Source organism: Stenotrophomonas maltophilia (assembly GCF_047782825.1).
Classification (GTDB): Bacteria; Pseudomonadota; Gammaproteobacteria; order Xanthomonadales; family Xanthomonadaceae; genus Stenotrophomonas.
Genome location: NZ_CP180589.1, coordinates 2,848,834 through 2,872,658 on the forward strand (window position 1 = coordinate 2,848,834; position 23,825 = coordinate 2,872,658).

The following is a 23,825-nucleotide window of genomic DNA, read 5'->3' on the forward strand; positions in this document are numbered from 1 at the left end:
CAGCCCAGTCAATTGGCAAATGCGTCACGGCAGACGACCGGGTGAAAAACCGAGCCAATCCACAAAAAACACTGACGATCATGATGCCGTTTTCTGATGTTCCTGCCTCGTTCCCAAGGTCAAGGTGAAGCCACGTTCCCTGGGAGTGAGTTGATGAAGGAAAGCAGGATCCTGCAGGCAGCGCTGTCCCGGCAACGATGGTCGACCTACGAGCGCATCGCTGCTCGTTGCGTAGCCGATCCGGCCACGCTCTACGCCTGGAACATGCAGATGTGTGCTGCTCTCCTGCCACCGTTGCACATCTGCGAGGTTGTGATCCGCAATGCAGCCGCTACGGCGCTGGTGCATCGTTATGGTCGATGCTGGCCCTGGCATCCAGCGCTGGTGCGCAGCCTTCCTGCCGAAGGCGCGCTTGCCTCGCTATGCGATGTCCGCGGCAGCGCCGGAGCTCCGACGGACGTACCGGAGGTCATCGCCAAACTGCGATTCGGATTCTGGCAGCAGTTGTTCGCTCGACGGTTCGAGCATTCGATCTGGGCCGGGACCATGAGCCTGGCGCTGCCACACGCTCCCTCGGCGCCGCTGTCCGTACTGCGTCGGTCCATCCATGCCGACCTCGACCGCATCCGCCACCTGCGCAACCGCATCGCCCACCACGAACCCATCCTGGAACGCGACATCGGTGCCGACCTGGCCGCGATCGGCCGGCTGATCCATGCGCGCTGCCCGCATACCCTGGGGTGGCTGCAGCGCCATGAGCGGGCGACGACGGTATTGGCTGCGTCGCCGCTGGGTGCACGCCCATGATGCATCCGCCGGGCGCGGCCCGGCGCTACCGGTTCAGACCGCCGGCAGGGTCGCCATGTCCCAGCGCGGGGTGACTTCCACCTTCGGCGGGTTGTGCTGGCCGGCCTGCAGGCGCAACGCGCCAGCGAAGGCGATCATGGCGCCGTTGTCCGTGCACAGCGCCGGCCGCGGGAAGCAGGCGCGGCCGCCCAGGCGTTCGGCCATCTGCTGCAGGCGCGCACGCAGGCGCTTGTTCGCGCCGACGCCGCCCGCCACCACGATCACGTTGGTGCCCGCCGCTTCCAGCGCGCGTTCGCACTTGATGGACAGGGTCTCCACCACCGCATCCTCAAAGCCACGGGCGATGTCGGCGCGGGTCTGTTCGCTCTGGTCGCTGTCGCGCCAGGCCATCAGGACCTGGGTCTTCAGGCCGGAGAAGCTGAAATCCAGGCCCGGGCGGTCGGTCATCGGCCGCGCGAAGCGGTAGGCGCCCGGCGTGCCCTGCTCGGCCAGCTTGGCCAGCTGCGGGCCGCCCGGGTAAGGCAGGCCCATCAGCTTGGCGGTCTTGTCGAAGGCCTCGCCCGCCGCATCGTCCAGGGTCTCGCCCAGCAGGCGGTACTGGCCGATGGCGTCCACCGCCACCAGCTGGGTGTGGCCGCCGGATACCAGCAGGGCCACGAACGGGGCTTCCGGCGGGTCGTCTTCCATCAACGGGGCCAGCAGGTGGCCTTCCATATGGTGTACGCCTACCGCCGGCACCTCCAGCGCCCAGGCCAGCGACCGGGCCACGCCCGCGCCGACCAGCAGGGCGCCGACCAGGCCAGGGCCGGCCGTATAGGCCACCCCGTCGATGTCGCCAACGCCCAGACCGGCCTCGGCCAGGGTCTGGCGCACCAGCGGCAGCAGCTTGCGGACGTGGTCGCGGCTGGCCAGCTCGGGCACCACACCGCCGTACTCGGCGTGCAGGGCGATCTGGCTGTAGACCGCATGGGCGCGCAGGGCCGCGCTGCCGGCCAGGTCGGTGTCATACACCGCCACGCCGGTCTCATCACAGGAAGATTCGATGCCAAGGACTCGCATGCCTGCTATTATGACGCCCCTGCCGCCCCCTCGGGGACGTGCAGATCTCTCTGCATTCGAACCCCCGGCCCGCATTCAGGGTTGGACGCTTGCAGTTTGTTGATTCGCCGCTATAATGTGCGGCTCGCCGGGCGTGACCCGGTTCTACTGTGTCCCGGAGATTCCATGCCCAGCGTCAAAGTCCGCGAGAACGAGCCCTTCGAGTTTGCTCTTCGCCGCTTCAAGCGCACTTGCGAAAAGGCCGGTGTGCTGGCCGAAACCCGCAAGCGCGAGTTCTACGAAAAGCCGACCCAGGAGCGCAAGCGCAAGGCCGCCGCTGCTGTGAAGCGTCAGCTGCGCCGCTCGTCGCGCGACGTCACCAAGCGTCAGCGCCTGTACTGATCGGACGCATCTTCATTGCGACGGGCCTGCCTGTCGCGATGGAGCCGAAGCCGGCACGCGCAAGCGTCGCCGGCTTTTTGCGTTTCCGGGCCTGGCATCCGCCCTGCCCCACCCACTTACGAGGTGTCCCATGAGCATGAAGCAGCAGCTCACCGATGATATGAAGGCCGCCATGAAGGCGGGCGAGAAGCACAAGCTGGGCGTGATCCGCCTGATCAACGCCGCCATCAAGCAGAAGGAAGTGGACGAGCGCGTCGAGCTGGACGACACCGCAGTGATCGCCGTGCTGGACAAGATGGTCAAGCAGCGCAAGGACTCGGTCACCCAGTTCGTGGCCGCCAGCCGTGAAGACCTGGCCGAGATCGAGCGCGCCGAGATCGTGGTGATCGAAGCCTACCTGCCGGCCAAGATGGGCGAAGCCGAGATCGTGGCCGCCATCCAGGCTGCCATTGCCGAGACCGGTGCCACCGGCGCGGCTGACATGGGCAAGCTGATGAGCGCGCTGAAGCCGAAGCTGGCTGGCCAGGCCGACATGGGCCTGGTGTCCAAGCTGGTCAAGCAGCAGCTGTCGTAAACCAGCAGCCGGGGTCGGATCCCTTTCGCCACGCGAAAGGGCTCTGACCCCATCGCCGCGATGCTTCACCGCGCCTTCGACCCCGGGCTGCTACAACACGGACATGGTTGAACCTGTGTCCTCCGTCCCCGTGAATCTGCGCAAATACGTCCAGCGTCTGCAGGACAGCTTCCCGATGGCCGTCGGCAAGCGCTTCGTCGAAATCGACGTGCTCACCCAGGCCGCCTCGGTCTCTTTCTACGCCCTGCTGTCGATGGCACCGCTGCTGGTGCTGCTGCTGTGGCTGACCGCATCGCTGTACCCGCCCGCGCAGCAGGCCCTGGTCGAACAGATCAGCGCCGCCGCCGGCAGCAGCGCGGCCACCGTGGCCGAAACCGTGCTGAAGAATGCCGACAACCAGCCCGACGTTGGTTCGCTGGCCGGGCTGTGGAGCACCCTGCTGCTGTTCATCGGCGCCACCGCCGTGTTCGCCCAGCTGCAGAACGCACTGAACCTGATCTTCCGCACCAGTGGCGAACGCCTGGAAGGCATCAAGGCCTGGCTGCGCAAGCGCGTGTTCTCCTTCGGCGTGGTGCTGGCGCTGGGCTTCCTGCTGATCCTGTCGATGACCGCCACCACCATGCTGCAGGTGGCCTTCGCGCAGCTGCCCTCCATCCTGCCCGCCATCGGCTACCTGACCAGCCTGCTGCTGTACGCCGTCGGCTTCGCCTTCATGTACCACTACCTGCCGGACCGCCGCGTGGCGTGGCGCCAGGCCTTCATCGGCGGTGTCATCACCTCGGCGCTGTTCGCGCTGGGCCGCTATGGCATTGGCGTCTACATCGCCACCGTGGCCCCCGGCAGTGCCTACGGTTCGATGGGCGCGCTGGTCATTTCGCTGGTCTGGATCTACTACGCCACCGTGGTGTTCTTCGTCGGCGCGCTGATGACCGCGGTGATCGACGAGCGCCTGCGCGCGCGCAACCACCTGGCTGCGGCAGGGATCGACCCGGCAGAGGCCGGTCCGGTCCCCGCCAGGGAGTAAACTAGGCGGACTGATCGTTCCGCCTCGCGTGGCCACCGGCCGCGCCCCTGCCCTGTTGCCCATGGCCCGTATCCCCGACGCTTTCATCGACGACCTGCTGGCCCGCTCCGACATCGTCGAGGTGGTGGGCAGCCGCGTGCCGCTGAAGCGCCAGGGCAAGGAATACGCGGCGCGCTGCCCATTCCATGACGAACGCTCGGCTTCGTTCACCGTCTCGCCCACCAAGCAGTTCTATCACTGCTTCGGCTGCGGCGCGCACGGCACCGCCATCAGCTTCCTGATGAACTACGACCGCCTCGAGTTCCTCGACGCGGTGGACGAACTGGCCAAGCGCGCCGGCATGGAAGTGCCGCGCAGCGAGAACCCGCGCAACGCCCAGCAGCAGGACGACAGCCGCGAGCTGTACTCGGCGCTGGATGCGGCCACCAAGTTCTTCCAGAAGAACCTGGAGGGCAGCGAAAAGGCCCGCAGCTATCTGGACGGCCGCGGCGTGGACGAGGAAAACCGCGCGCGCTTCCAGATCGGCTATGCGCCCGATGGCTACAGCGGCCTGCGCGATGCGCTGGGCAAGGACGAGCGGCGCATGAAGCTGCTCGACCGCGCCGGCCTGTTTTCCAAGAACGACCGTGGCCACGTCTACGACAAGTTCCGCGACCGGGTGATGTTCCCGATCTTCGACCGCCGTGGGCGTGTCATCGCCTTCGGCGGCCGCGTGTTCGAAAAGGACGACGGCCCCAAGTACCTCAACTCGCCGGAAACCGCGCTGTTCCACAAGGGCCGCGAACTGTACGGCCTGTGGCAGGTGCGCCAGGCCAACCAGAAGATCGAGCGGCTGATCGTGGTCGAGGGCTACATGGACGTGGTCTCGCTGTTCCAGTTCGGGGTCACCCAGGCGGTGGCCACGCTGGGCACGGCCACCACGCCGGACCATGCCGAGCTGCTGTTCCGCAACGCGCCGGACGTGTTCTTCTGCTTCGACGGTGACGCCGCCGGCCGCCGTGCCGGCTGGAAGGCGCTGGAATCGGTGCTGCCGCGCATGAAGGATGGCCGCCAGGCGTTCTTCCTGTTCCTGCCCGATGGCGAGGACCCGGACACCATCGTGCGCAAGGAAGGCGCCGAGGTCTTCAACGAACGATTGAAGCAGGCCACGCCGCTGTCGCAGTTCTTCTTCGATGAGCTCACCCGCGAGATCAACCTGGGCACGCTGGACGGCAAGGCCCGCCTGGCCGAGCGGGCCAAGCCGATGCTGGCGCAGATTCCCGACGGCGCCTTCGGCGACCTGATGAAGCAGCAGCTGGCGCAGCTGACCGGCCTGGGCACTGGCAACGCCGCCGCAGCGCGCGCGCCGATGCCGCAGCGCGCGCCGGCGCGGCAGATCCAGCCCATCGCCAAGCGCAGCCTGGTGCGTGGTGCCATCGCCGTGCTGCTGCAGCAGCCCTCGCTGGCGATGAGCCTGGGTGGCAAGCACCACTTCCAGGGCCTGCGCCTGCCCGGCGTGGAACTGCTGCTGGAACTGCTGGGCCTGGTCGAACAGCGCCCGGACATCAGCACCGGCGCCCTGCTGGAACATTTCGACGGCCGCGAAGAGCAGGCCTCGCTGCACACGCTGGCCGCGCAGACCATGCCCGGCGACGAAGCGATGTGGACCCAGGAACTGCACGACGCCGTGGCCCAGCTGGAGAAACAACTGCTGGTGCAACGTCTGGACGAGCTGTTGGCAAAGCAGCGCCAGCAGGGCCTGGACGATACTGACAAGTACGAACTGCGCGAGCTGCTGAAGGCCCGCGCCACCCTGCGCCTGTAGCGGCGGGGCCCACCCACGGAGAGACCATGCTGCTGCGCCTGACCTGCCTGCTGTTGTTGTCGCTCTGCGCGGCCCTGCCCACCCGGGCCGCCGATACCCCGCTGAACGAAGTCCGCCCCGGCCTGTATGCAGGCGGCCAGCCCAGTGCGGCCCAGCTGCGGGAACTGGCCGCGCAGGGCGTGCGCACCGTCATCGACCTGCGCCAGCCCGATGAAGACCGCGGCTTCGACGAAACCGCCCAGGCCGAAGCCCTGGGCCTGCGCTACATACGCATTCCGGTAGCGGGCGCCGATGGCCTGGATACGGCCAACGTGCGCGCCGTGCACCAGGCCCTGCAGCAGAGCCAGGGGCCCGTGCTGCTGCACTGCGCCTCGGGCAACCGCGCCGGCGCCGTGCTCAGTCTGGTCAATGCGCGTTACGAGCAGGCCAGCACCGAACAGGCCCTGCAGCTGGGCCAGCGCGCTGGCCTGACCTCACTGGAAGCGGCCACCCGGCAACGTCTGGCCGCACCCACCTCCCATCCCTGAACCCCTGTAACGAGGAGCCTGCCCACCATGACCCGCTGGTGGTCGCGCCTGCGACCGGACAACTTCACCCTCGCCCTGCTGTGCACCGTCGGCCTGGCCTCGCTGCTGCCGATGAAGGGCGCCGCCGCCATCGTGCTGGACGATGTCACCACCGTCGCCATCGCCGCGCTGTTCTTCCTGCATGGCGCGCGCCTGCCGCGCGAATCGATCATCGGCGGCATGCTGCACTGGCGGCTGCACCTGACCATCCTCGCCTGCACCTTCATCCTGTTCCCGCTGCTGGGCCTGCTGTTCAAGCCGCTGTCGGGCTGGCTGCTGACGCCGGAGCTGTACCTGGGCGTGCTGTTCCTGTGCACCCTGCCCTCCACCGTGCAGTCGTCCATCGCGTTCACGTCGATGGCGCGCGGCAACGTACCGGCGGCGGTGTGCAGCGCGTCGCTGTCGAGCATCCTCGGCGTGTTCCTCACGCCCCTGCTGCTGACCGCGCTGGCCGGCACCTCCGGCGGCGTGCACGACCCGCTGCATGCCATCGGCGGCATCATGCTGCAGCTGCTGGTGCCGTTCGTGGCCGGCCACCTGCTGCGGCCGTGGATCGCCGGCTGGGTGGAAAAGCAGCGCGCGCTGCTGCGCTACACCGACCAGGCCACCATCCTGCTGGTGGTGTATTCGGCCTTCGGCGAAGCGGTGACCGAAGGGCTGTGGAGCAAGACGCCCGTGCTGTCACTGTTCGCGGTGGCCGTGGTGGCCGCCGTGCTGCTGGGCATCGCGATGCCGCTCATCACCTTCCTGGCCCGCCGCCTGCACTTCAACCGCGAAGACGAGATCGCGATCGTGTTCTGCGGCTCGAAGAAGAGCCTGGCCACCGGCGTGCCGATCGCCAAGGTGCTGTTCGCCGGTGGCAGCTTGGGCGCCATCGTGCTGCCGGTGATGATCTACCACCAGATCCAGCTGATCGTCTGCGGCGTGATCGCGCAGCGGTATGCGAAGCGCGCGCCCTGATTGGGCGCGCGGGTTTTTGCGGGCAGATCATCCACGCGTGGCGTGGATCTACTGGCGCCATCCACGCGTGGCGTGGATCAACCAAACCGGGGATGGCGTGAATCTGCAGTAGATCCACGCCATGCGTGGATGGGGTGCCTGCCGCTACGGGTCCACCAGCGTTCCAACGCTCAGCTGCGGCATCCATACCCACAGGTCGTACTCGCGGCCGGCATGGGTGTTGACCTCCGGCGCACGCGCGGGGCGTTCGAGCAGGGCCAGCGCCTTGCAGCGGTCCATGCATCCCCAGAAGTGGCCACGCAACGCTTCCATCCGCACGCTGTAGATATCCAGGTCGCGCAGCGCCGATGCCATCGGCTGGGTCTGCATTTCCGGCGGAGCATCGGCGGGGCGCTGCAGCATGGCGTGGACATTGCCGGTCAGCACGACCATGCGTGCGCCCTCGGGCAGGCGCCGGTACAAGCGCCGTAGTTCGGCGGCCATGCGGTCATCGCGGGCCTGGCTGCCGCCGTCACTGTGATTGACGTCGTAGCCAACCACCTCGATCGCGCGGCCCTGTGCTTTCAGCGCGCGCAGGTCTTCGATCATCGCCAGCATGTCGCGGCTGCGACGCCCATCGTGCTGGTCATCGCGCACGGTCCAGAACGTGCGGCCGTGCAGGCGCTGGCGTGCCGCGGCCCCGCCATCGGAAGCCAGGTAATCGCGCAGCGTGGGGTTCTCGGCACGCGGCAGCTCCAGCGCCAGCAGGGCCGGCCCGTTGCGGCTGTAGTCGTCCACCAGCTGGCGCACCAGCAATGGGGTCTCGCGGGTGCCGTGGAATTCGCCCAGTACCAGCAGGCGGTGGTCGCCGGCGTGCTGGCGGATCTGCGCGGCGGTGTCGTCGGCATGCGCGCTCACGGCGATGCCCAGCGCCAGCAGCAGCGCGATGGTCCAGCGGAAGATCAAATGCATCCCTGCTCCTTCCTTTCCTTGGGGTCAGGAACAGCTATGGCGACGCCGCAACCGCGGTTCAAGTAGATCCACGCCATGCGTGGATGTTCCGGCGATCAGCCGAGCATGGGCTCGGCTCTACAGTAGATCCACGCCATGCGTGGATGCGTCAACCCATCACAACCAGGGCAGGATCCAGTGGTCCACCAGCAGGAAGGCGAACAGCGCCATCAGGTACACGATGGAGTAGTGGAACATCTTCATCGAGAACAGCTCGTCCGGCGGGTTCAGCATGCGCCAGGCGTACCAGAGGAACACGGCATTGAGCACGATGGCCCCGCCCAGGTAGAACGGCCCGCTCATGCCCACCAGGTACGGCACCACGCACACCAGCGCCAGCACCACCGAATACACCATGATCTGCTTGCGCGTGTGCACCACGCCATGGGTGACCGGCAGCATCGGGATCTTCGCCTTGGCGTAGTCCTCGCGGCGGAAGATCGCCAGCGCCCAGAAGTGCGGCGGGGTCCAGATGAAGATGATCAGCACCAGCAGCGACGAATACGCCCAGTCCGACGAACCCTGCATGCCGGTGATCGCCGCCCAGCCGAGCATCGGCGGCATCGCGCCCGCCAGGCCGCCGATGACGATGTTCTGCGAAGTCGCACGCTTCAGGTACACGGTGTAGATCACCGCGTAGCCGATCAGCGAGGCGAAGGTCAGCACCGCGGTGATCCAGTTCACCCACAGCAGCAGGATCGCCATCGACAGCACGATCAGCACGCCGGCAAACACCAGCACCTGCCACGGCTTGACCTTGCCCACCACCAGCGGGCGCCACGAGGTGCGCGCCATCTGCGCGTCGATGTGCGCATCCAGCAGCTGGTTGATGGCGGCGGCGGCCGAAGCGGCCAGCCAGATGCCGAGGAAGCCGAGCGCGCCGGCGCGCACCTGTTCCCAGCTGGGCACGCCCGGAATGGCCAGGACCATGCCGACCAGGGCGGTGAAGACGATCAGGGCCACGACCTTGGGCTTGGTCAGGTCCCAGTACTGGCGGTAATTGGAAAACATGGAATCAGTCCGGGGCACGCAGGCGGGCCAGCAGGCTGACCAGTACGAACAACAAAGCCACCGCCACGCCGTTGTGGGCCACGGCCACTTCCAGCGGCAGGGCCAGCTTCACGTTGAGGATGCCCAGGGTGACCTGCAGCACCAGCAGCGCCACCAGCGCGCTGGCCCAGCCACGCATGCTGGGCAGGCGGAACAGACGCAGGCCCAGCCACAGCAGGTAGGCGGCGACCACGATCGCGAACAGGCGGTGCACCATCTGGATGGCGATGCGCGAGGCACCGTCCAGCACGCCGCCTTCGTAATCCACGCCGATGCCGCGCCACAGGGTGAAGCCCTCGGCGAAGTTGTGCTGCGGCCACCACTGGTTGGCGCAGCGCGGGAAGTTGTCCAGCGAGGCGCTGCCGCCACCGCAGGCCAGCGCCGCGTAGTTGGCGCTGACCCAGCCGCCAAGGGCGATCTGGGTGACCAGCACCGCCACGCCAATGCGCAGCAGCCACTTCAGCTTCGGTGCCTCGGCCAGGGTGATCGGCATGTGCGTGGCACGCCAGGCCATCCACACCAGCAGCGCGAACATCAGCATGCCGCCCAGCAGGTGGCCCATCACCACGATGGGTTTCAGCAGCAGGGTGACCGTCCACATGCCCAGCAGGGCCTGGAAGATCACCACTGCCAGGGTCAGCAGGGCGGCACGCGCCAGATCGATGTTGCTCCAGCGCAGCGCGGCGATCAGCAAGATCGCCTCGCCGATCAGGGCCAGTGCGCTGGCGGTGCCATGCCAGCCCATCATGTACAGCGGTATGCCGGCGGCCACCAGTACGCAGGCGGTCACCACCGCCGCGCTGCCGAAGCGACGCTTGCGGGTGGCCAGCAGGGCCAGGGTGAGGATCTCGATGCCCAGCGCGCCGGCCAGGAAGCGGTGCACCTGTTCGCGCCAGGCCTTGTGGGTTTCCAGCGGGCGGATGTCGGCCGCAGGGTGGCCGATGGTTTCTTCCACATGCTGCGGCCAGGTGGCCTGGCCATAGCAGGTCGGCCAGTCCGGGCAGCTCAGGCCAGCATCGGACAGGCGGACGAAGGCGCCGAACATGATCGTACTGGCGGTCATGATCATGGCGAACCACGCCAGGCGGTGGAAGTTGCGATGCAGCGCCGGGCGCGCGGAAAGGCTCATCAAACGGGACTCACTTCAGTTTCAGCAACGTGGCCATGTCCTTGCGCAGGCCACCCAGGTCGCTGCCGGGGGCATGGCGCATGATCACGAAGCCGTTCGGATCGATCACGTAGACCGGCGTTCCTGCCGGATCATCGACGCCCGGCAAGGCCGCGCGCAGGGCTGGCGACGGGGCCAGCGGCCGCAGCGCGGGCAGCGAGGCGATCGACGCCGGTGGCGTACCCAGCCACAGGATCTCGACATTATCGGCGTTATGGCCGAACAGCTGCCACACCTTGCCCAGGCCCTGCGACAAAGTGACGCACTGCGCGTCGCAGGCGCCGGCCGGGGCCACCAGCAGGCGCCAGGTGCGTGCTTCGGGGTTCCACGGGTAGGCCTGGCCGTTGGCCAGGGTCGGTGGCTGCTGGCGCAGGTCCACCGGCGGCTGCAGCAGCTGGCCGGCATTGCGGTGCCCGGTGGGCTGCCAGCCGGTGAAGCGCAGCACGGCGGCCAGCGCCATCGCCCCGAAGAACACGGCGAACAGCAGCACCAGGGTCCGGCGGCCGGAACCGCGCGCCTGCGGGGACGTAGCAGTGTTCATGCGGGGCATTTTCTCATGGTTGGGTAAGGGATGCCGGTGATGCCGGCCAGCGGCCGGCACTACCGGGCAACGGGCCGCCTCCTGCGCCATTCCAGCACCAGTGCCACCACCAGTACGGTCAGGGCCAGGCCGAACCACTGCACGGCATACCCCAGGTGGCGCTGCGGCGGCAGGGTGTTGGGCAGCAGGTCCAGATCGCGCTCGTCGCCGATCGGCAGCGCCGGGTCCAGCCGCAACACCCGGTCGGGCAGCGCGGCCAGGCCCAGCGCGCGGGCCAGGCCATCGGCGGGCAGGCGGCTGGCCAGCCAGCGCCCCGCGTGGCCGGTGCTGGAAAACGCCGGGCCCAATGCCAGCCCGGGCGCCGGCGGCGGTGCCAGCAGGCCGCGCACGGCCACCGGCGAAGGCGGCGATGGCACGTCGGGCAAGCTGCGGTCGGCCGGCAGCGCGCGCCAGCCCAGGTCGACCAGCAGCACGCTGCCGTGGTCACTGCGGAAGGGCCGGTAGACCTTCACCCCGGCGCGGCCGTGCCGCATCTGGTTGTCCAGCAGCACCACCCCGGGAAGGAAGCGGCCATGGTCGGCCACGCCATGCAGGTCACCCGGCGCGGCCAGGGCCTGCGCCAGCGGCAATGCCTGCGCCACGGCCGGCCCCTGCGCATCCAGCATCGCCTGCTTGGCGTGCATGCGCTGCAGCTGCCAGAAGCCCGACGCGGTGAATCCGGCCATGGCCAGCACGGCCATGGCCCAGCCGATCACGCGCGTGTGCTGGCGCATCATGACAAGTCCGCGCAAACGCGGTCAGATAGGCACATCCACCCTGCCCACGAGCCGTGCATGAGTGATTCGCTGAAGACCCTGCTGGTAATCGCGTTTCTGATCGTCATCGTCTGGAATCTGGGCGCCGGCCTGTATTACCTGCTGGTCGACCGCGGCCAGACCAAGCGCACGGTCAACGCACTGACACGCCGCATCGGGGTGTCGGTGGCCCTGATCGTACTGGTGATCGTGTGCATCTACATGGGCTGGATCAAACCGCACGGCATCGGCGGCTGAGGCCGCCGCCACCGGCGCGGTCAAAGCACGTAGACGAACATGAAGAGCATCAGCCACACCACGTCGACGAAGTGCCAGTACCACGCGGCGGCTTCGAACGCGAAGTGGTTGTCGCGGGTGAAATGGCCCTTGGCCGAACGCAGCCACATCACGATCAGCATGATCGTGCCCAGCAGCACGTGCGCGCCGTGGAAGCCGGTCAGCATGAAGAACGTCGAACCGTAGATGCCCGAACCGAGGGTCAGGTTCAGTTCCTTGTAGGCGTGGATGTACTCCTCCGCCTGCAGGGTGAGGAAGCCCAGGCCGAGCAGCACCGTCGCGCCCAGCCAGACCAGCAGCTGGCGGCGGTTGCCGGCCTTCAGCGCGTGGTGGGCGATGGTGAGGGTCACGCCCGAGGTCAGCAGGATCAGCGTGTTGATCAGCGGCAGGCCCCAGGCCGGAATGGTCTGGAAGGCGCCACCGATGGCCGCCGGCCCGTTGGTCGGCCAGCCCGCCGAGTAGCCCTGCCACAGCAGTTCGTTGGTCATCACCCCGCGGCCTTCGCCGCTGAGCCAGGACAGGCCCAGGTTGCGGGTGTAGAACAGTGCGCCGAAGAAGGCCCCGAAGAACATCACTTCGGAGAAGATGAACCAGACCATGCCCATCCGGAACGAGCCGTCGACCTGGCGGTTGTAGTGGCCGGCCTGCGATTCGCGCACCACGTCGCTGAACCACCAGAACAGGGTCAGCACCAGCATCGCGATGCCGATGTAGAAGGTCCAGCGCCCCCAGCTGGCATCGTTGAGCCAGCTGGCCACGCCGACCATGGTCACCATCATCGCGATGGACCCCACGAAGGGCCATTTGCTCTGGGCCGGGACGAAGTACACGTTGGCGTCGGTCGGGGTCTGGGCCATGTCGGTATCCGGGTCAGGGAGCGGCGTGCGCGCCTTCGGACGTGGCCGCAGGGGCCAACCGGTCCGAGAGTGCGTCGTTGCGGTAGAAGGTGTAGGACAAGGTGATCGTCTTGATTTCCGGCGGCAGGTCCGGATCGACGATGAAACGCACCGGCATGTCGCGCTTTTCGCCGGCCTGCAGCGTCTGCGCGGTGAAACAGAAGCATTCGGTCTTGCTGAAGAAGCCCGACGCGCGCGCCGGCGCCACCGACGGCACGGCACTGCCGACCACGGCGTTGGCACTGTCGTTGCGGGCGAAGTACAGGGCCTCGTTGAGCTCGCCCGGCACCACGTCCATCGTCAGCTGTTCGGGATGGAACGACCACGGCAGCCGCGAATTGACCCCGCCGTCGAATTCCACGCGCACGGTGCGCTTGCCGGTGGCGGCGCCGGTACTGGCCTCGCTGCCGGGGCCGCGTTCCAGGCGTACGCCGAACACTTTTTCACAGGCGATGCGGTACAGCGGCACCAGCGAAAACGTCAGCAGGAACACGGCCACCGCCACGCCGATCAGACGCGGCAGCCCGGCGCTGCGGGACGGAGCGGTGGCCGGTGCTTCGCTCATCGCCCGATCACCCCGCTGAGAATGAAGCCGACGTAGACCAGCACGGCGATGGCGCCGACCCACAGGGCGGTGCGCCTGGCGCGCTGGCGCTGCAGCTCGACGCCGTTGCTCTCGCTGTTGTAGAGCCGAGCCATGCTCGGCTGCTTTTTGTCAGTCGAGCATGGCTCGACTCTACCGGTTGGAAGCGGGCTCTCGTTATGCATGCACCACCTCAATGCGTGATGTCGTCATGGGCCAGATCCCCCGGGCGGATGGTCGGCGGCGTGGTGAAGGTATGCGCCGGTGCCGGCGATGGCAGCGTCCATTCCAGGCCGCGCGCGCCTTCCCAGCTGCGTGCTTCGGCCTTTTCACCGTTGCGCAGCGAGGACAGCAGGATCGCGGCCATCATGAACGGCGTGGCGAACATGCCGAACGCACCAATCGAGCTGATCAGGTTCCAATCGGCAAACGCCACGCTGTAATCGGGAATGCGACGCGGCATGCCGGCCAGGCCGAGGAAGTGCTGCGGGAAGAACAGCAGGTTGACGAACACGATGGACCACCAGAAGTGCACCTTGGCCCACTTCTCGCTGTACATGCGCCCGGTCCACTTCGGCCACCAGTAGTAGACCGCGGCGATCAGCGCGAACACCGCACCGGTCACCAGCACGTAGTGGAAGTGGGCGACCACGAAGTAGGTGTCGTGGTACTGGAAGTCGGCCGCCACGATGGCGAGCATCAGGCCGGAGAAACCGCCGATGGTGAACAGGATGACGAAGGCCACCGACCACAGCATGGGCGCTTCGAAGGTGAGCGAGCCGCGCCACATGGTGCTGACCCAGTTGAACACCTTCACCCCGGTCGGGATCGAGATCAGCATGGTGGCGAACATGAAGTAGATCTCGCCACCCAGCGGCATGCCCACGGTGAACATGTGGTGGGCCCAGACGATGAACGACAGGAACGCGATCGCGGCGGTGGCGTACACCATCGCCTGGTAGCCGAACAGCGGCTTGCGGCTGAAGGTCGGGATGATCTCGCTGACCACGCCGAAGGCGGGCAGGATCATGATGTAGACCTCGGGATGGCCGAAGAACCAGAAGATGTGCTGGAACATCACCGGGTCACCGCCGCCGGCGGCGTTGAAGAAGCTGGTGCCGAAGAACTTGTCGGTCAGCAGCATGGTCACCGCACCGGCCAGCACCGGCATCACCGCGATCAGCAGGAAGGCGGTGATCAGCCAGGCCCAGCAGAAGATCGGCATCTTCAGCAGGTCGATGCCCGGCGCACGCATGTTGAGCACGGTGGCGATGATGTTGATCGCGCCCATGATCGAACTGATGCCGGCCACGTGGATGGCGAACACGGTGAAGGCGACGTTGTAGCCGCCCTGCAGCGACAGCGGCGGGTACAGCGTCCAGCCACCGGCCGGTGCACCGCCCGGCAGCAGGAAGGTCAGCAGCAGCAGGCTGAAGGCTACCGGCAGCAGCCAGAACGACCAGTTGTTCATGCGCGGCAGCGCCATGTCCGGCGCGCCGATCTGCAGCGGGATCATCCAGTTGGCCAGGCCGACGAAGGCCGGCATCACGCCCCCGAAGATCATCACCAGCGCATGCACGGTGGTCAGCTGGTTGAACACCTCCGGCCGGATGAACTGGATGCCGGGCTGGGCCAGCTCAAGCCGGATCAGCACGCTCATGAAGGCGCCGATGACGAACATGATGAAGCTGAAACCCAGGTACAGCGTGCCGATGTCCTTGTGGTTGGTCGAGAAGAACCAACGCTCGAAGAAGCTCTGGTGGTGGTGGTGATCGTCGTGCCCAACTGCCGAGTGCGCCATCGCAAAACACCTCTCAGAATCGGTTGTCGCCGCGGCCGCGGACGGCCGCGGGCTTTACATCACGCGCCGCCTGCTGCGGTGGCAGGGGCCGCGCCGGCTTCAGCCGCGGCGGGGGCGGCCGGCGCTGCCGGTGCATCGCCTGCCGGTGCCGCCGGTTCGGCCGGTGCCGCAGGCGTGGCCGGGGCAGCCGGTGCCGGCTTGCGCTGGGCCAGCCATTGCTTGAAATCTTCCTTGGACACCGCCTCGACCACGATCGGCATGAAGCCATGGTCCTTGCCGCACAGCTCGGCGCACTGGCCGCGGTACACCCCGGGCTGCTCGATGCTGGTCCAGGCCTCGTTGATGAAACCGGGGATGGCGTCCTGCTTCCAGCCCAGCGCCGGCACCCACCAGGCATGGATCACGTCATCGGAGGTGATGACGAAGCGCACCTTGGTATCGACCGGCAGCACCAGGCGGTTGTCCACGTCCAGCAGGTAATGCGGGTGGCTTTCGCGGGTGGGGACCTTGCCACTCTGCCGCATGCGGTCGGACTCGCGGTCCAGGCGGCTGGTGAAGGTGACGTTCTCGCCCAGGTACTCGTACTTCCACATCCACTGGTAGCCGGTGACCTTCACCGTCATCTCGGCATCGCGGGTGTCGTACATCTTGATCAGGTTGGCCGTGGCCGGCCACGCCATCACGATCAGGATGATCACCGGGATCACCGTCCAGATCACCTCGGCCTTGGTGTTGTGGCTGAAGGTGGCGGCGACGGCGCCCTTGGATTTGCGGAACTTGAAGATGGCATAGCCCATCGCGCCGAACACGATGACGCCGATCACCGTGCAGATGATCAACGACAGGTTGTTCGACTCCCAGGCCAGGCGCGAGGTCTGGGTGACCCCCTTGCCCATGTTCAACTGCCATGGCTTGGGATCGGCGGCCTGCGCCCATGCCCACGCCGGAACCAGTCCCCCGGCCACCATGGCGGCGACCGCTGCAACGCACTTCGTGCCCCACCTGCTGCTTTGCTTCATTGCCTAGACCCTTAGCGTCGTCGGTTGCCGCCATCGCTGGCGGCGAGCAAGCCTTCAAGCATTTCAGCGAGCGTCTGGCGTTCGGCCGGCGCGAGGAAACTCCCCACCTCCACCTGCCGGCCGCTGGATGCCAGCCGGACCCTCTCGTCATCGGTGAGCAGGCGCACCCAATGGGGGTGGGCCCGGAACACCGGCGATCCACCGGGCACGGGGATGACCTCCACGTACGCCGGCACCACCCGGATCTCCTCCTGCCGTTCACCGCTGCGCCACAAGGCGCGCAAGGCGGCTGCCAGCAACAGGCTGTACAGCAGCGCGAACAGGGGGGCGAATGCGTTGCCGGCCACCCACCCGAAGGCGGACACCAGCCACATCGCTCCCGACAACACGGCAAACAACAGGACGAACTGCCGGGCATCGAGCGCCCGTGGGGGACGCAGCCGCAGCTGCGTACCTGACCCATCCGGAGCTGGAAGCACCTCGATCATGTCGCAACCGCGTTCCTGCCGCGGGAAACGTCTCGATGGTAGCCCCGCCCTCTCACCGGTAGCAAGGGTCCATTCACACTTTTTCCCATGTTGCAATACAGCATGAGCCCGGCGGCGCGAATGACGAATTCAGCACAAATCCTGACAAGCTTTCTGAACACGCTGAATCCACCACCGCTACGGCCTATCAGCCCTCTACAAAGGTGTCTGCGGGGCACTTCCGCAGGGCGCAAAAATGATTAAAATCGCCAAGTTTTCCACTGGCCGGATCGGCATGAACGCACCCTCCTCCTCCCCCGCCGCCCACGACGCCCCGCGTCCGGGCGCGCTGCTGTCGCCGGAACTGCCGGCGTCCCCCAACCCGTTCCGCCAGGCCATTACCGACGCCTGGTTGAAGGACGAGGCCAGCCACGTGCGCGAGCTGCTGGCCCAGGCACAACTGCCGGCCGAGGAGCAGGCCCGGGTGCAGGCGCTGGCCGCCGACCTGGTCGGCAGGGTGCGCGTGCGCGCCAAGGACCAGGGTGCAATCGAAGCCTTCATGCGCCAGTACGACCTGGGCAGCGAGGAAGGCGTGCTGCTGATGTGCGTGGCCGAGGCACTGCTGCGCATTCCCGACCAGGACACCGCCGACAAGCTGATCCGCGACAAGCTGGCCGATGCCGACTGGGAAAAGCACCTGGGCGGCAGCGACTCGGTGCTGGTCAATGCTTCCACCTGGGGCCTGATGCTGACCGGCAAGCTGGTGCAGATGAACGACGCCACCCGCGCCGATGCCCCCAGCGCCTTCAAGCGCCTGGTCGGCCGCGTGGGTGAGCCGGTGGTGCGCCTGGCCGTGCGCCAGGCGATGAAGATCATGGGCCACCAGTTCGTCATGGGCCGCACCATCAGCGAAGCGCTGTCGCGCTCGCACAAGGGCGACAACGCCAGCTACCGCTATTCGTTCGACATGCTGGGCGAAGGCGCGCTGACCATGAAGGACGCGCTGCGCTACCTGGAGGACTACCGCCGTGCGATCCACGCCATCGGCGGCGACCACAAGGCCCGCGGTGGCCGCCCGGACGGCGACGTCAACAACGCCCCGGGCATCTCCATCAAGCTGTCGGCGCTGTACCCGCGCTACGAGCACGCCAAGCGCGAGCGCGTGCTGACCGACCTGGTGCCGGGCGTACTGGAACTGGCGCAGCTGGCCAAGAGCTACGGCATCGGCTGCACCGTCGACGCCGAAGAATCCGACCGCCTGGAACTGTCGCTGGACATCATCGAACAGGTGTTCAGCAATGCCTCGCTGGCTGGCTGGGATGGCTTCGGCGTGGTGGTGCAGGCCTACCAGAAGCGCACCCCGTACACCATCGACCACCTGGCCGACATGGCGCGCCGCGCCGGTCGCCGCCTGCAGGTGCGCCTGGTCAAGGGCGCCTACTGGGATGCCGAGATCAAGCGCGCGCAGATCGAAGGCTACCCGGGCTACCCGGTGTTCACCCGCAAGCAGAACACCGACGTGTCCTACCTGGCCTGCGCCAAGCGCCTGTTCACCCATGCCGACGCGATCTACCCGATGTTCGCCACGCACAACGCGCACACCATCGCTGCGGTGCGCAGCATCGCCAACGGCGGCGTGTACGAGCACCAGAAGCTGCACGGCATGGGCGACGACCTGTACGCCGAAGTGGTGCCGGCCGACCGCCTGGGCCTGCCCTGCCGCGTGTACGCGCCGGTCGGTTCGCATGAAGACCTGCTGCCGTACCTGGTGCGCCGCCTGCTGGAAAACGGCGCCAACTCCAGCTTCGTCAACCGCATCACCGACGAACGCGTGCCGATCGCCGACCTGATCCGCGATCCGGTCGAGATGGTCGCCTCGTTCGCCTCCATCCCCCACCCGAAGATCCCGCTGCCGGTTGACCTGCTGCGCAGCCAGAACCACGACAGGAAGAACTCCATGGGCGCCAACCTCGCCAACGACAACGAACTGCGCGCTCTGGCCGAGCAGATCAACGCGGCTGTGAAGCCTTGGCAGGCCGCTCCGCTGGTGCCGGGTGCCAACCCGGCCGGCGCCGCGCTGCCGGTGACCAACCCGGCCGACACCCGCGAAGTGGTCGGCCAGTGGCTGGCCGCCGACGCTGCCACCGTGCAGAAAGCGCTGGCCAATGCCGTGGCCGCGCAGCCGGCCTGGAACCGCACCCCGGCCGCCAGCCGCGCCGCCATCCTCGAGCACGCCGCCGACCAGCTGGAAGCGCGCATGCCCGAGTTCATGGCGCTGTGCGTGAAGGAAGCCGGCAAGAGCCTGCCCGACAGCATCGCCGAAGTGCGCGAAGCGGTGGACTTCCTGCGCTACTACGCCAAGCAGGCGCGCGAGCAGTTCAGCCATGCCGAGAAGCTGCCCAGCCCGACCGGTGAATCCAACGAGCTGCAGCTGCACGGCCGTGGCGTGTTCGTCTGCATCAGCCCGTGGAACTTCCCGCTGGCGATCTTCCTGGGCCAGGTGGCCGCTGCACTGGCCGCCGGCAACAGCGTCATCGCCAAGCCGGCCGAGCAGACCAACCTGATCGGCTACTACGCCGTGAAGCTGCTGCACGACGCCGGCGTGCCGGCCGAGGTGGTGCAGTTCCTGCCCGGCGACGGTGCTACCGTCGGTGCCGCGCTGACCGCCGACCCGCGCGTGGCCGGCGTGGCCTTCACCGGTTCCACCGACACTGCCCGTGCGATCAACCGCGCGATGGCCGCGCGTGATGCCGCCATCGGCGTGCTGATCGCCGAAACCGGCGGCCAGAACGCCTTCATCGCCGACTCCTCGGCGCTGCCGGAACAGCTGGTCAAGGACGCGATCGGTTCGGCCTTCACCTCCGCCGGCCAGCGCTGCTCGGCCGCGCGCGTGCTGTTCGTGCAGGACGACATCGCCGACAAGGTGATGACCATGCTGGCCGGTGCGATGAAGGAACTGAAGGTCGGCAACCCCGGCCTGCTGTCCACCGACGTGGGCCCGGTGATCGACGCCGACGCGCTGAAGATCCTGCAGGACCATGCCGAGCGCATGGACCGCGAAGCGCGCCTGATCGCCGCTGCCGAGCTGTCCGCCGAAGCCGCCAACGGCACCTTCTTCGCACCGCGTGCGTATGAACTGAAGGACCTGGCCCAGCTGCAGAAGGAAGTATTCGGTCCGGTGCTGCACGTGATCCGCTGGAAGGGTGACCAGCTGGACGCGGTGATCGACCAGATCAACGCCACCGGCTACGGCCTGACCCTGGGCGTGCATTCGCGCATCGACGAGACCGTCGACCGCATCAGCAACGGCGTCCATGTCGGCAACGTGTACGTCAACCGCAACCAGATCGGTGCGGTGGTGGGCGTGCAGCCGTTCGGCGGCCAGGGCCTGTCCGGCACCGGCCCGAAGGCCGGCGGCCCGCACTACCTGCTGCGCTTCGCCACCGAAAAGACGGTGACGGTGAACACCACCGCCGCCGGTGGCAACGCCTCGCTGCTGACCCTGGGCGACTGATCGCCCGGTTGATGCGTTAAACGAAAAACCCCGCGAAAGCGGGGTTTTTTGTGCCATCACGCCACCACGCTGAACCGGTTGTCCGCACGCTTGGCCAGCTCGTGTAGCACCCGCGCGATCCGCGTTTCCAGATCGCCTTCCAGCAGCACGTATTCCACTCCCCGCGCCTGCAGCTCCTGCACGTACCACGCGTGCTGCTGCGCGCGGAAGGCCTCACCCACCCGCGTGCCGTCCTGGTCGAACGGAATATCCGGCGCACACAGGAACAGCAGGTCATACGGCCGCAGCGCCGCCTGCTGCAGGGCCGGCGGCGCCGTAGCAAACATCCAGCCACTGTAGCCCAGGGTCACCAGCGGCGTGGTATCGCAGAACAGCCAGCGCTGTGCGGTCAGCGCGGCAGCGTCCTCGCGTCGTGGCTGTTCCACGGCAATGCGCAGCAGGTCCTGCGCGTGCAGTTCTCCCCCTTGCGCTTCCCAGAGCGTACGCCCGTATTCCGGTACCCAGACCGTGCCCAGACGCTCGGCCATCACACGCGCCAGCGTGGTCTTGCCGGTGGACTCGCCCCCGATGAACGCCACGCGCTGCACGTACGCCCCGTATACCTGCGGCGAAAGGCTGTGGCGATGCGCATGTGGGTCAGCACGCAGCTGGGTGCCGCTGGCCTGGCCCGCATGGCGCGTGCGCTCCAGCCGTTCGTGGCGCACCGGCGCGTTGAAATGTGCCGCCAGGGCTGCGGCGAAGCCATCGCCATAGTCCTCGCCAGTAAACACCGCCTGCACCGGCCCACCGAACAGCTGCAGGCACAGCCACGCAGTGAAATCGCGCTGCGCCTGCTCGCTGTCGTCGTCGCGAGGCAGCGCGCGTGGCAGCAGGCCGTGCTGCTCGCAGAGCGCGGCCAGGCGGGCATCATCCAGCACCGCCACCGTCGCCAGCGTGAAGCGCGCACGCAGCCAGCGCTCGCGACGTGCGGCGCTGTAGCCGGCAAAGCCCGGCTGCGACCAGCCGATCACCAGCAACTGCTGGCAGCGCACGGCGGCGAACTCGATCAGGCGCTCATGGCCGCGGTGCAGCGGGCAGAACTTGCCCACCACCAGGCCGCGCTGGACACGCTCAGGCAGCGGCATCGGCCGCCGTGGCTTCGGCCTGAATCAGGTTGCGCCAGTGGCGCAGGGCAACCAGCGCATTGATCCAGAAGCCGATGTACAGGATCGAGGTCAGGTGCAGGCCGCGGCTGTAGTACAGCGGCACGGCGATGGTGTTGACCAGCAGCCACACCCACCACGATTCCAGCTTGCGCCGCATCATCAGGATCTGCGCGATCACGCTCAGCACCAGCACCGCCGAATCGATGTAGGGCGCATAGGCATGGGTCAGCCGGGTCAGCATCCAGCCGTACGCGAAGGTGGCCACCACCGCCAGCGGCAGCAGCCAGGCCCACGCCCGCGGGCGCACCGGGGTGATCGGCAATGGCGCGCCGTGGTCGCCGCGCAGCCACTGCCACCAACCCAGCACGCTGATGGCGATGAAGAAGAACTGCAACACCATGTCCGCGTACAGGTGCGAACGCTCGAATACCGCAGCGAACAGCGCGCAGCCGACGATGCCCAGCCACCAGGTATGCACGTTGTTGCGGCCCGCCAGCAGGATCGAGCCGGCGACGGCGATGTTGGCGGCCAGCTCCAGCTGGAAGTTCGGATCGGACAGGTTCATGGCGCTATTGTCGTCGATCCATGCGCTGTGCGTGGATGGCCCTTACCGGTTCCATGGACGCCCTGCGCGGATGGCCCTTCCGGTTCCACGGACGCGCTGCGCGGATGGCCCTTCCGGTTCCATGGACGCCATGCGCGGATGGCCCTTCCGGTTCCATGGACACCCTGCGTGGATGGCACAACCTCCAGTAGATCCACGCCATGCGTGGATGGCCTCTACCCATAAAAGGAAAGCCCCGCTTGCGCGGGGCTTCCTTCGTGCTGTTTCAGGCCAGGGCCTGGATCAGAACTTGTACTGCATCGAAGCGGCCAGCACGTCGCCGGACACCTTGTACTTGCCGGTCACGGTGTTGTTGGTGGCCGAGGTCGAGCTGATGTTCGGGTCCTTGGTGAACAGGTGGGTGTAGCCCACGCTGTATTCCATCTTCTCCGAAGCGGCGTAGGTCATACCCAGCGACAGCCACTTGCGGGTGGTGTCCGGCACGCGCACGTCGCGGTGGGCGTCGGTGGTCGGGGTCTGGTCGTACGCCAGGCCGCCACGCAGGGTCAGCTGGTCGTTCAGACGGAACTCGGTACCGATCGAGGCGAAGGTGGTGTCGCGGTAGTTGAACGGCAGCACGCTGTCCGGCTGGTTGGACGCGAAGTCCACGGTCACCTTGTCGAACTTGCTCCACGCGGTGCGCGAAACGTCGGCCATGATCTTCCACTGGTCATTGACGCGGTGGCTGACGCTGACCGTGGCACTGGCCGGCAGGGTGATGGTGGCGCGACCCTTGCTGTCGATGAAGGTGCCCGGGGCGGCGGTGGCCAGGAACGCGGCAGCATTCGGGTGTGCGGTCCAATCGAAGGTCGCATCACCGTCGGTGATCTTGTGTTCGACTTCCGAGCGGTAGCTGAAGGCGATGTTGGTGCCTTCCACGGGGCTGACGGTCATGCCCAGGGTGTAGCCGATGGAGACTTCGTCACCCTTGATGCGCAGGTAGCCGTCGGCGGTACCCGGCGCGAAGCCGAGCTGAGCGCCCTGCACGGCGGCCTGGCGGGCGGCAGCGGCGGCCTGGGCCGGGGTGCCACCGGCAGCCAGCACGGCAGCCGAAGCGCGCTGCTGGAGGGCGCCATTGATGACCGAACCGCCATCGATGGCGCTGGTCAGGTCGACATTCAGGCGCTCGGCGAACACGCCGACGCCGAACGACAGGTACGGGTTGACGTCATAGGAGAATGCGACGCCCAGGTCGATCGCCTTCAGGTCGGTCTTGACGCCGTTGTAGCGGCCGACCCAGTCGGTGTCGTATTCGGTCTTGAAGCCGAACGGCACGGTCAGCGAGGCACCGAAGTGCATGTTGTCGTTTTCGCCGAACGGCACGTGGAAGTACGCCGCCGGGACCGGGGCGATCATGCCGGCGTCGCCGCCGTTGCCACCGGAAATCGGGGTGCCGTTACCGTTCCGGCCTTCGCCGCGGAACTTGGCGCCGAAGCTGATGGCGCTGACGTCACCCTGGAACTGGGTGCCATCGAGCAGGCGCATCGAGGCCGGGTTGGTGGCGACCACCGAGGCATCGCCTTCGGCAGAGGTGGAGCCGGCGAACGCACGGCCCAGGCCCTTGGCGCTGTTTTCCTTCAGCTGGAAGGCAGCGGCATTGGCATCGGCGGCGGCCAGCGCACCGGCAACGCCGACGGCCAGCAGGGTCAGTCGGGCAATGGTGGAAGCAGTTTGCATCGTGTTCTCTCTCCGGTAAGCGGTGATGGTGCTCTGAGTGCGCCTGCGCCTACCGGACCCGCAAAGGTCCGCCAGAACGCGCCGGATTCCCCTCCCGACATACG

The 23,825-nt window shown here is 67.3% G+C and carries 24 protein-coding genes; 9 read left to right on the forward strand and 15 right to left on the reverse strand.

Going from position 1 to position 23,825, the window contains the following annotated elements:
* The first annotated feature begins 153 nt into the window (after positions 1-153).
* Positions 154-807, forward strand: a complete 654-nt coding sequence (locus ACM2ZB_RS13310; RefSeq protein WP_416055796.1) for a hypothetical protein — start codon at positions 154-156, stop codon at positions 805-807.
* 33 nt (positions 808-840) lie between these two features.
* Here the strand turns inward: ACM2ZB_RS13310 and tsaD are convergent, their stop codons facing one another.
* Positions 841-1,866, reverse strand: a complete 1,026-nt coding sequence (tsaD, locus tag ACM2ZB_RS13315; protein WP_416055797.1) for a tRNA (adenosine(37)-N6)-threonylcarbamoyltransferase complex transferase subunit TsaD — start codon at positions 1,864-1,866, stop codon at positions 841-843.
* A gap of 165 nt (positions 1,867-2,031) precedes the next feature.
* Between tsaD and rpsU the strand changes: the two genes are divergently transcribed.
* From rpsU to ACM2ZB_RS13345, 6 genes are all read left to right on the forward strand, one after another.
* Complete coding sequence (gene rpsU / locus ACM2ZB_RS13320) at positions 2,032-2,247, forward strand: 30S ribosomal protein S21 (RefSeq protein ID WP_002808376.1); 216 nt, start codon at positions 2,032-2,034, stop codon at positions 2,245-2,247.
* A 130-nt stretch (positions 2,248-2,377) separates the two neighbouring features.
* Entirely contained in the window at positions 2,378-2,821 is a 444-nt protein-coding gene (locus tag ACM2ZB_RS13325) for a GatB/YqeY domain-containing protein (protein WP_416055798.1), read from the forward strand.
* A 103-nt stretch (positions 2,822-2,924) separates the two neighbouring features.
* Positions 2,925-3,845 carry a YihY/virulence factor BrkB family protein gene (locus ACM2ZB_RS13330; protein ID WP_416055799.1) on the forward strand — a complete coding sequence of 307 codons (921 nt, stop codon included), beginning with the start codon at positions 2,925-2,927 and terminating at the stop codon, positions 3,843-3,845.
* A gap of 61 nt (positions 3,846-3,906) precedes the next feature.
* Positions 3,907-5,649: a DNA primase gene (gene dnaG / locus ACM2ZB_RS13335; RefSeq protein ID WP_416055800.1), complete on the forward strand. Its 1,743-nt coding sequence runs from the start codon at positions 3,907-3,909 to the stop codon at positions 5,647-5,649.
* 26 nt (positions 5,650-5,675) lie between these two features.
* Positions 5,676-6,176 carry a fused DSP-PTPase phosphatase/NAD kinase-like protein gene (locus tag ACM2ZB_RS13340; RefSeq protein WP_416055801.1) on the forward strand — a complete coding sequence of 167 codons (501 nt, stop codon included), beginning with the start codon at positions 5,676-5,678 and terminating at the stop codon, positions 6,174-6,176.
* Positions 6,177-6,203: 27 nt separating this feature from the next.
* A complete protein-coding gene (locus ACM2ZB_RS13345; protein ID WP_416055802.1) occupies positions 6,204-7,175 on the forward strand; it encodes a bile acid:sodium symporter family protein in 972 nt (323 codons plus the stop codon).
* Between the two features lie 144 nt (positions 7,176-7,319).
* Here the strand turns inward: ACM2ZB_RS13345 and ACM2ZB_RS13350 are convergent, their stop codons facing one another.
* The 5 genes from ACM2ZB_RS13350 to ACM2ZB_RS13370 form a co-directional block, all read right to left on the reverse strand.
* Positions 7,320-8,126 (reverse strand): calcium-binding protein, encoded by an 807-nt coding sequence (locus tag ACM2ZB_RS13350; protein WP_416055803.1) that lies wholly within the window; start codon positions 8,124-8,126, stop codon positions 7,320-7,322.
* 156 nt (positions 8,127-8,282) lie between these two features.
* Positions 8,283-9,176 carry a heme o synthase gene (gene cyoE, locus ACM2ZB_RS13355; protein ID WP_295518699.1) on the reverse strand — a complete coding sequence of 298 codons (894 nt, stop codon included), beginning with the start codon at positions 9,174-9,176 and terminating at the stop codon, positions 8,283-8,285.
* A gap of 4 nt (positions 9,177-9,180) precedes the next feature.
* The gene (locus tag ACM2ZB_RS13360; protein ID WP_416055804.1) at positions 9,181-10,344 is read right to left on the reverse strand and encodes a COX15/CtaA family protein; all 1,164 of its coding nucleotides are present in this window, start codon (positions 10,342-10,344) and stop codon (positions 9,181-9,183) included.
* 10 nt (positions 10,345-10,354) lie between these two features.
* On the reverse strand, positions 10,355-10,924 hold the full coding sequence (locus ACM2ZB_RS13365; RefSeq protein ID WP_416055805.1) for a hypothetical protein: 570 nt from the start codon (positions 10,922-10,924) through the stop codon (positions 10,355-10,357).
* A gap of 59 nt (positions 10,925-10,983) precedes the next feature.
* Entirely contained in the window at positions 10,984-11,700 is a 717-nt protein-coding gene (locus ACM2ZB_RS13370) for an SURF1 family protein (RefSeq protein ID WP_416055806.1), read from the reverse strand.
* Between the two features lie 57 nt (positions 11,701-11,757).
* Here ACM2ZB_RS13370 and ACM2ZB_RS13375 point away from each other — a divergent pair, with 57 nt between their 5' ends.
* Positions 11,758-11,976: a twin transmembrane helix small protein gene (locus ACM2ZB_RS13375; RefSeq protein ID WP_049468560.1), complete on the forward strand. Its 219-nt coding sequence runs from the start codon at positions 11,758-11,760 to the stop codon at positions 11,974-11,976.
* 20 nt (positions 11,977-11,996) lie between these two features.
* Here ACM2ZB_RS13375 and ACM2ZB_RS13380 read toward each other — a convergent pair whose 3' ends face one another.
* From ACM2ZB_RS13380 to ACM2ZB_RS13405, 6 genes are read right to left on the reverse strand one after another with little or no spacing between them, the layout of a single operon-like run.
* Positions 11,997-12,872: a cytochrome c oxidase subunit 3 gene (locus tag ACM2ZB_RS13380; protein WP_313147851.1), complete on the reverse strand. Its 876-nt coding sequence runs from the start codon at positions 12,870-12,872 to the stop codon at positions 11,997-11,999.
* Positions 12,873-12,885: 13 nt separating this feature from the next.
* Positions 12,886-13,476 (reverse strand): cytochrome c oxidase assembly protein, encoded by a 591-nt coding sequence (locus ACM2ZB_RS13385; protein WP_416055807.1) that lies wholly within the window; start codon positions 13,474-13,476, stop codon positions 12,886-12,888.
* Entirely contained in the window at positions 13,473-13,679 is a 207-nt protein-coding gene (locus ACM2ZB_RS13390) for a hypothetical protein (protein WP_108751937.1), read from the reverse strand. Before ACM2ZB_RS13390 ends, ACM2ZB_RS13385 begins: the two co-directional genes overlap by 4 nt.
* Positions 13,680-13,687: 8 nt before the next feature.
* Entirely contained in the window at positions 13,688-15,295 is a 1,608-nt protein-coding gene (gene ctaD, locus ACM2ZB_RS13395) for a cytochrome c oxidase subunit I (RefSeq protein ID WP_108767495.1), read from the reverse strand.
* A gap of 59 nt (positions 15,296-15,354) precedes the next feature.
* Positions 15,355-16,314 (reverse strand): cytochrome c oxidase subunit II, encoded by a 960-nt coding sequence (coxB, locus tag ACM2ZB_RS13400; RefSeq protein WP_416055808.1) that lies wholly within the window; start codon positions 16,312-16,314, stop codon positions 15,355-15,357.
* An 11-nt stretch (positions 16,315-16,325) separates the two neighbouring features.
* Positions 16,326-16,802 (reverse strand): DUF2244 domain-containing protein, encoded by a 477-nt coding sequence (locus ACM2ZB_RS13405; RefSeq protein WP_313443008.1) that lies wholly within the window; start codon positions 16,800-16,802, stop codon positions 16,326-16,328.
* A gap of 274 nt (positions 16,803-17,076) precedes the next feature.
* On the opposite strand from ACM2ZB_RS13405, the gene putA reads away from it, so the two are divergent.
* On the forward strand, positions 17,077-20,295 hold the full coding sequence (putA, locus tag ACM2ZB_RS13410) for a bifunctional proline dehydrogenase/L-glutamate gamma-semialdehyde dehydrogenase PutA (RefSeq protein ID WP_416055809.1): 3,219 nt from the start codon (positions 17,077-17,079) through the stop codon (positions 20,293-20,295).
* Positions 20,296-20,351: 56 nt separating this feature from the next.
* Here the strand turns inward: putA and ACM2ZB_RS13415 are convergent, their stop codons facing one another.
* The 3 genes from ACM2ZB_RS13415 to ACM2ZB_RS13425 all read right to left on the reverse strand — a co-directional run bounded on the left by ACM2ZB_RS13415 (position 20,352) and on the right by ACM2ZB_RS13425 (position 23,721).
* Positions 20,352-21,419: an AAA family ATPase gene (locus ACM2ZB_RS13415; protein WP_416055810.1), complete on the reverse strand. Its 1,068-nt coding sequence runs from the start codon at positions 21,417-21,419 to the stop codon at positions 20,352-20,354.
* Entirely contained in the window at positions 21,406-22,005 is a 600-nt protein-coding gene (pnuC, locus tag ACM2ZB_RS13420) for a nicotinamide riboside transporter PnuC (RefSeq protein ID WP_416055811.1), read from the reverse strand. Before pnuC ends, ACM2ZB_RS13415 begins: the two co-directional genes overlap by 14 nt.
* 282 nt (positions 22,006-22,287) lie before the next feature.
* Entirely contained in the window at positions 22,288-23,721 is a 1,434-nt protein-coding gene (locus ACM2ZB_RS13425) for an outer membrane protein transport protein (protein ID WP_416055812.1), read from the reverse strand.
* Positions 23,722-23,825: the final 104 nt, after the last annotated feature.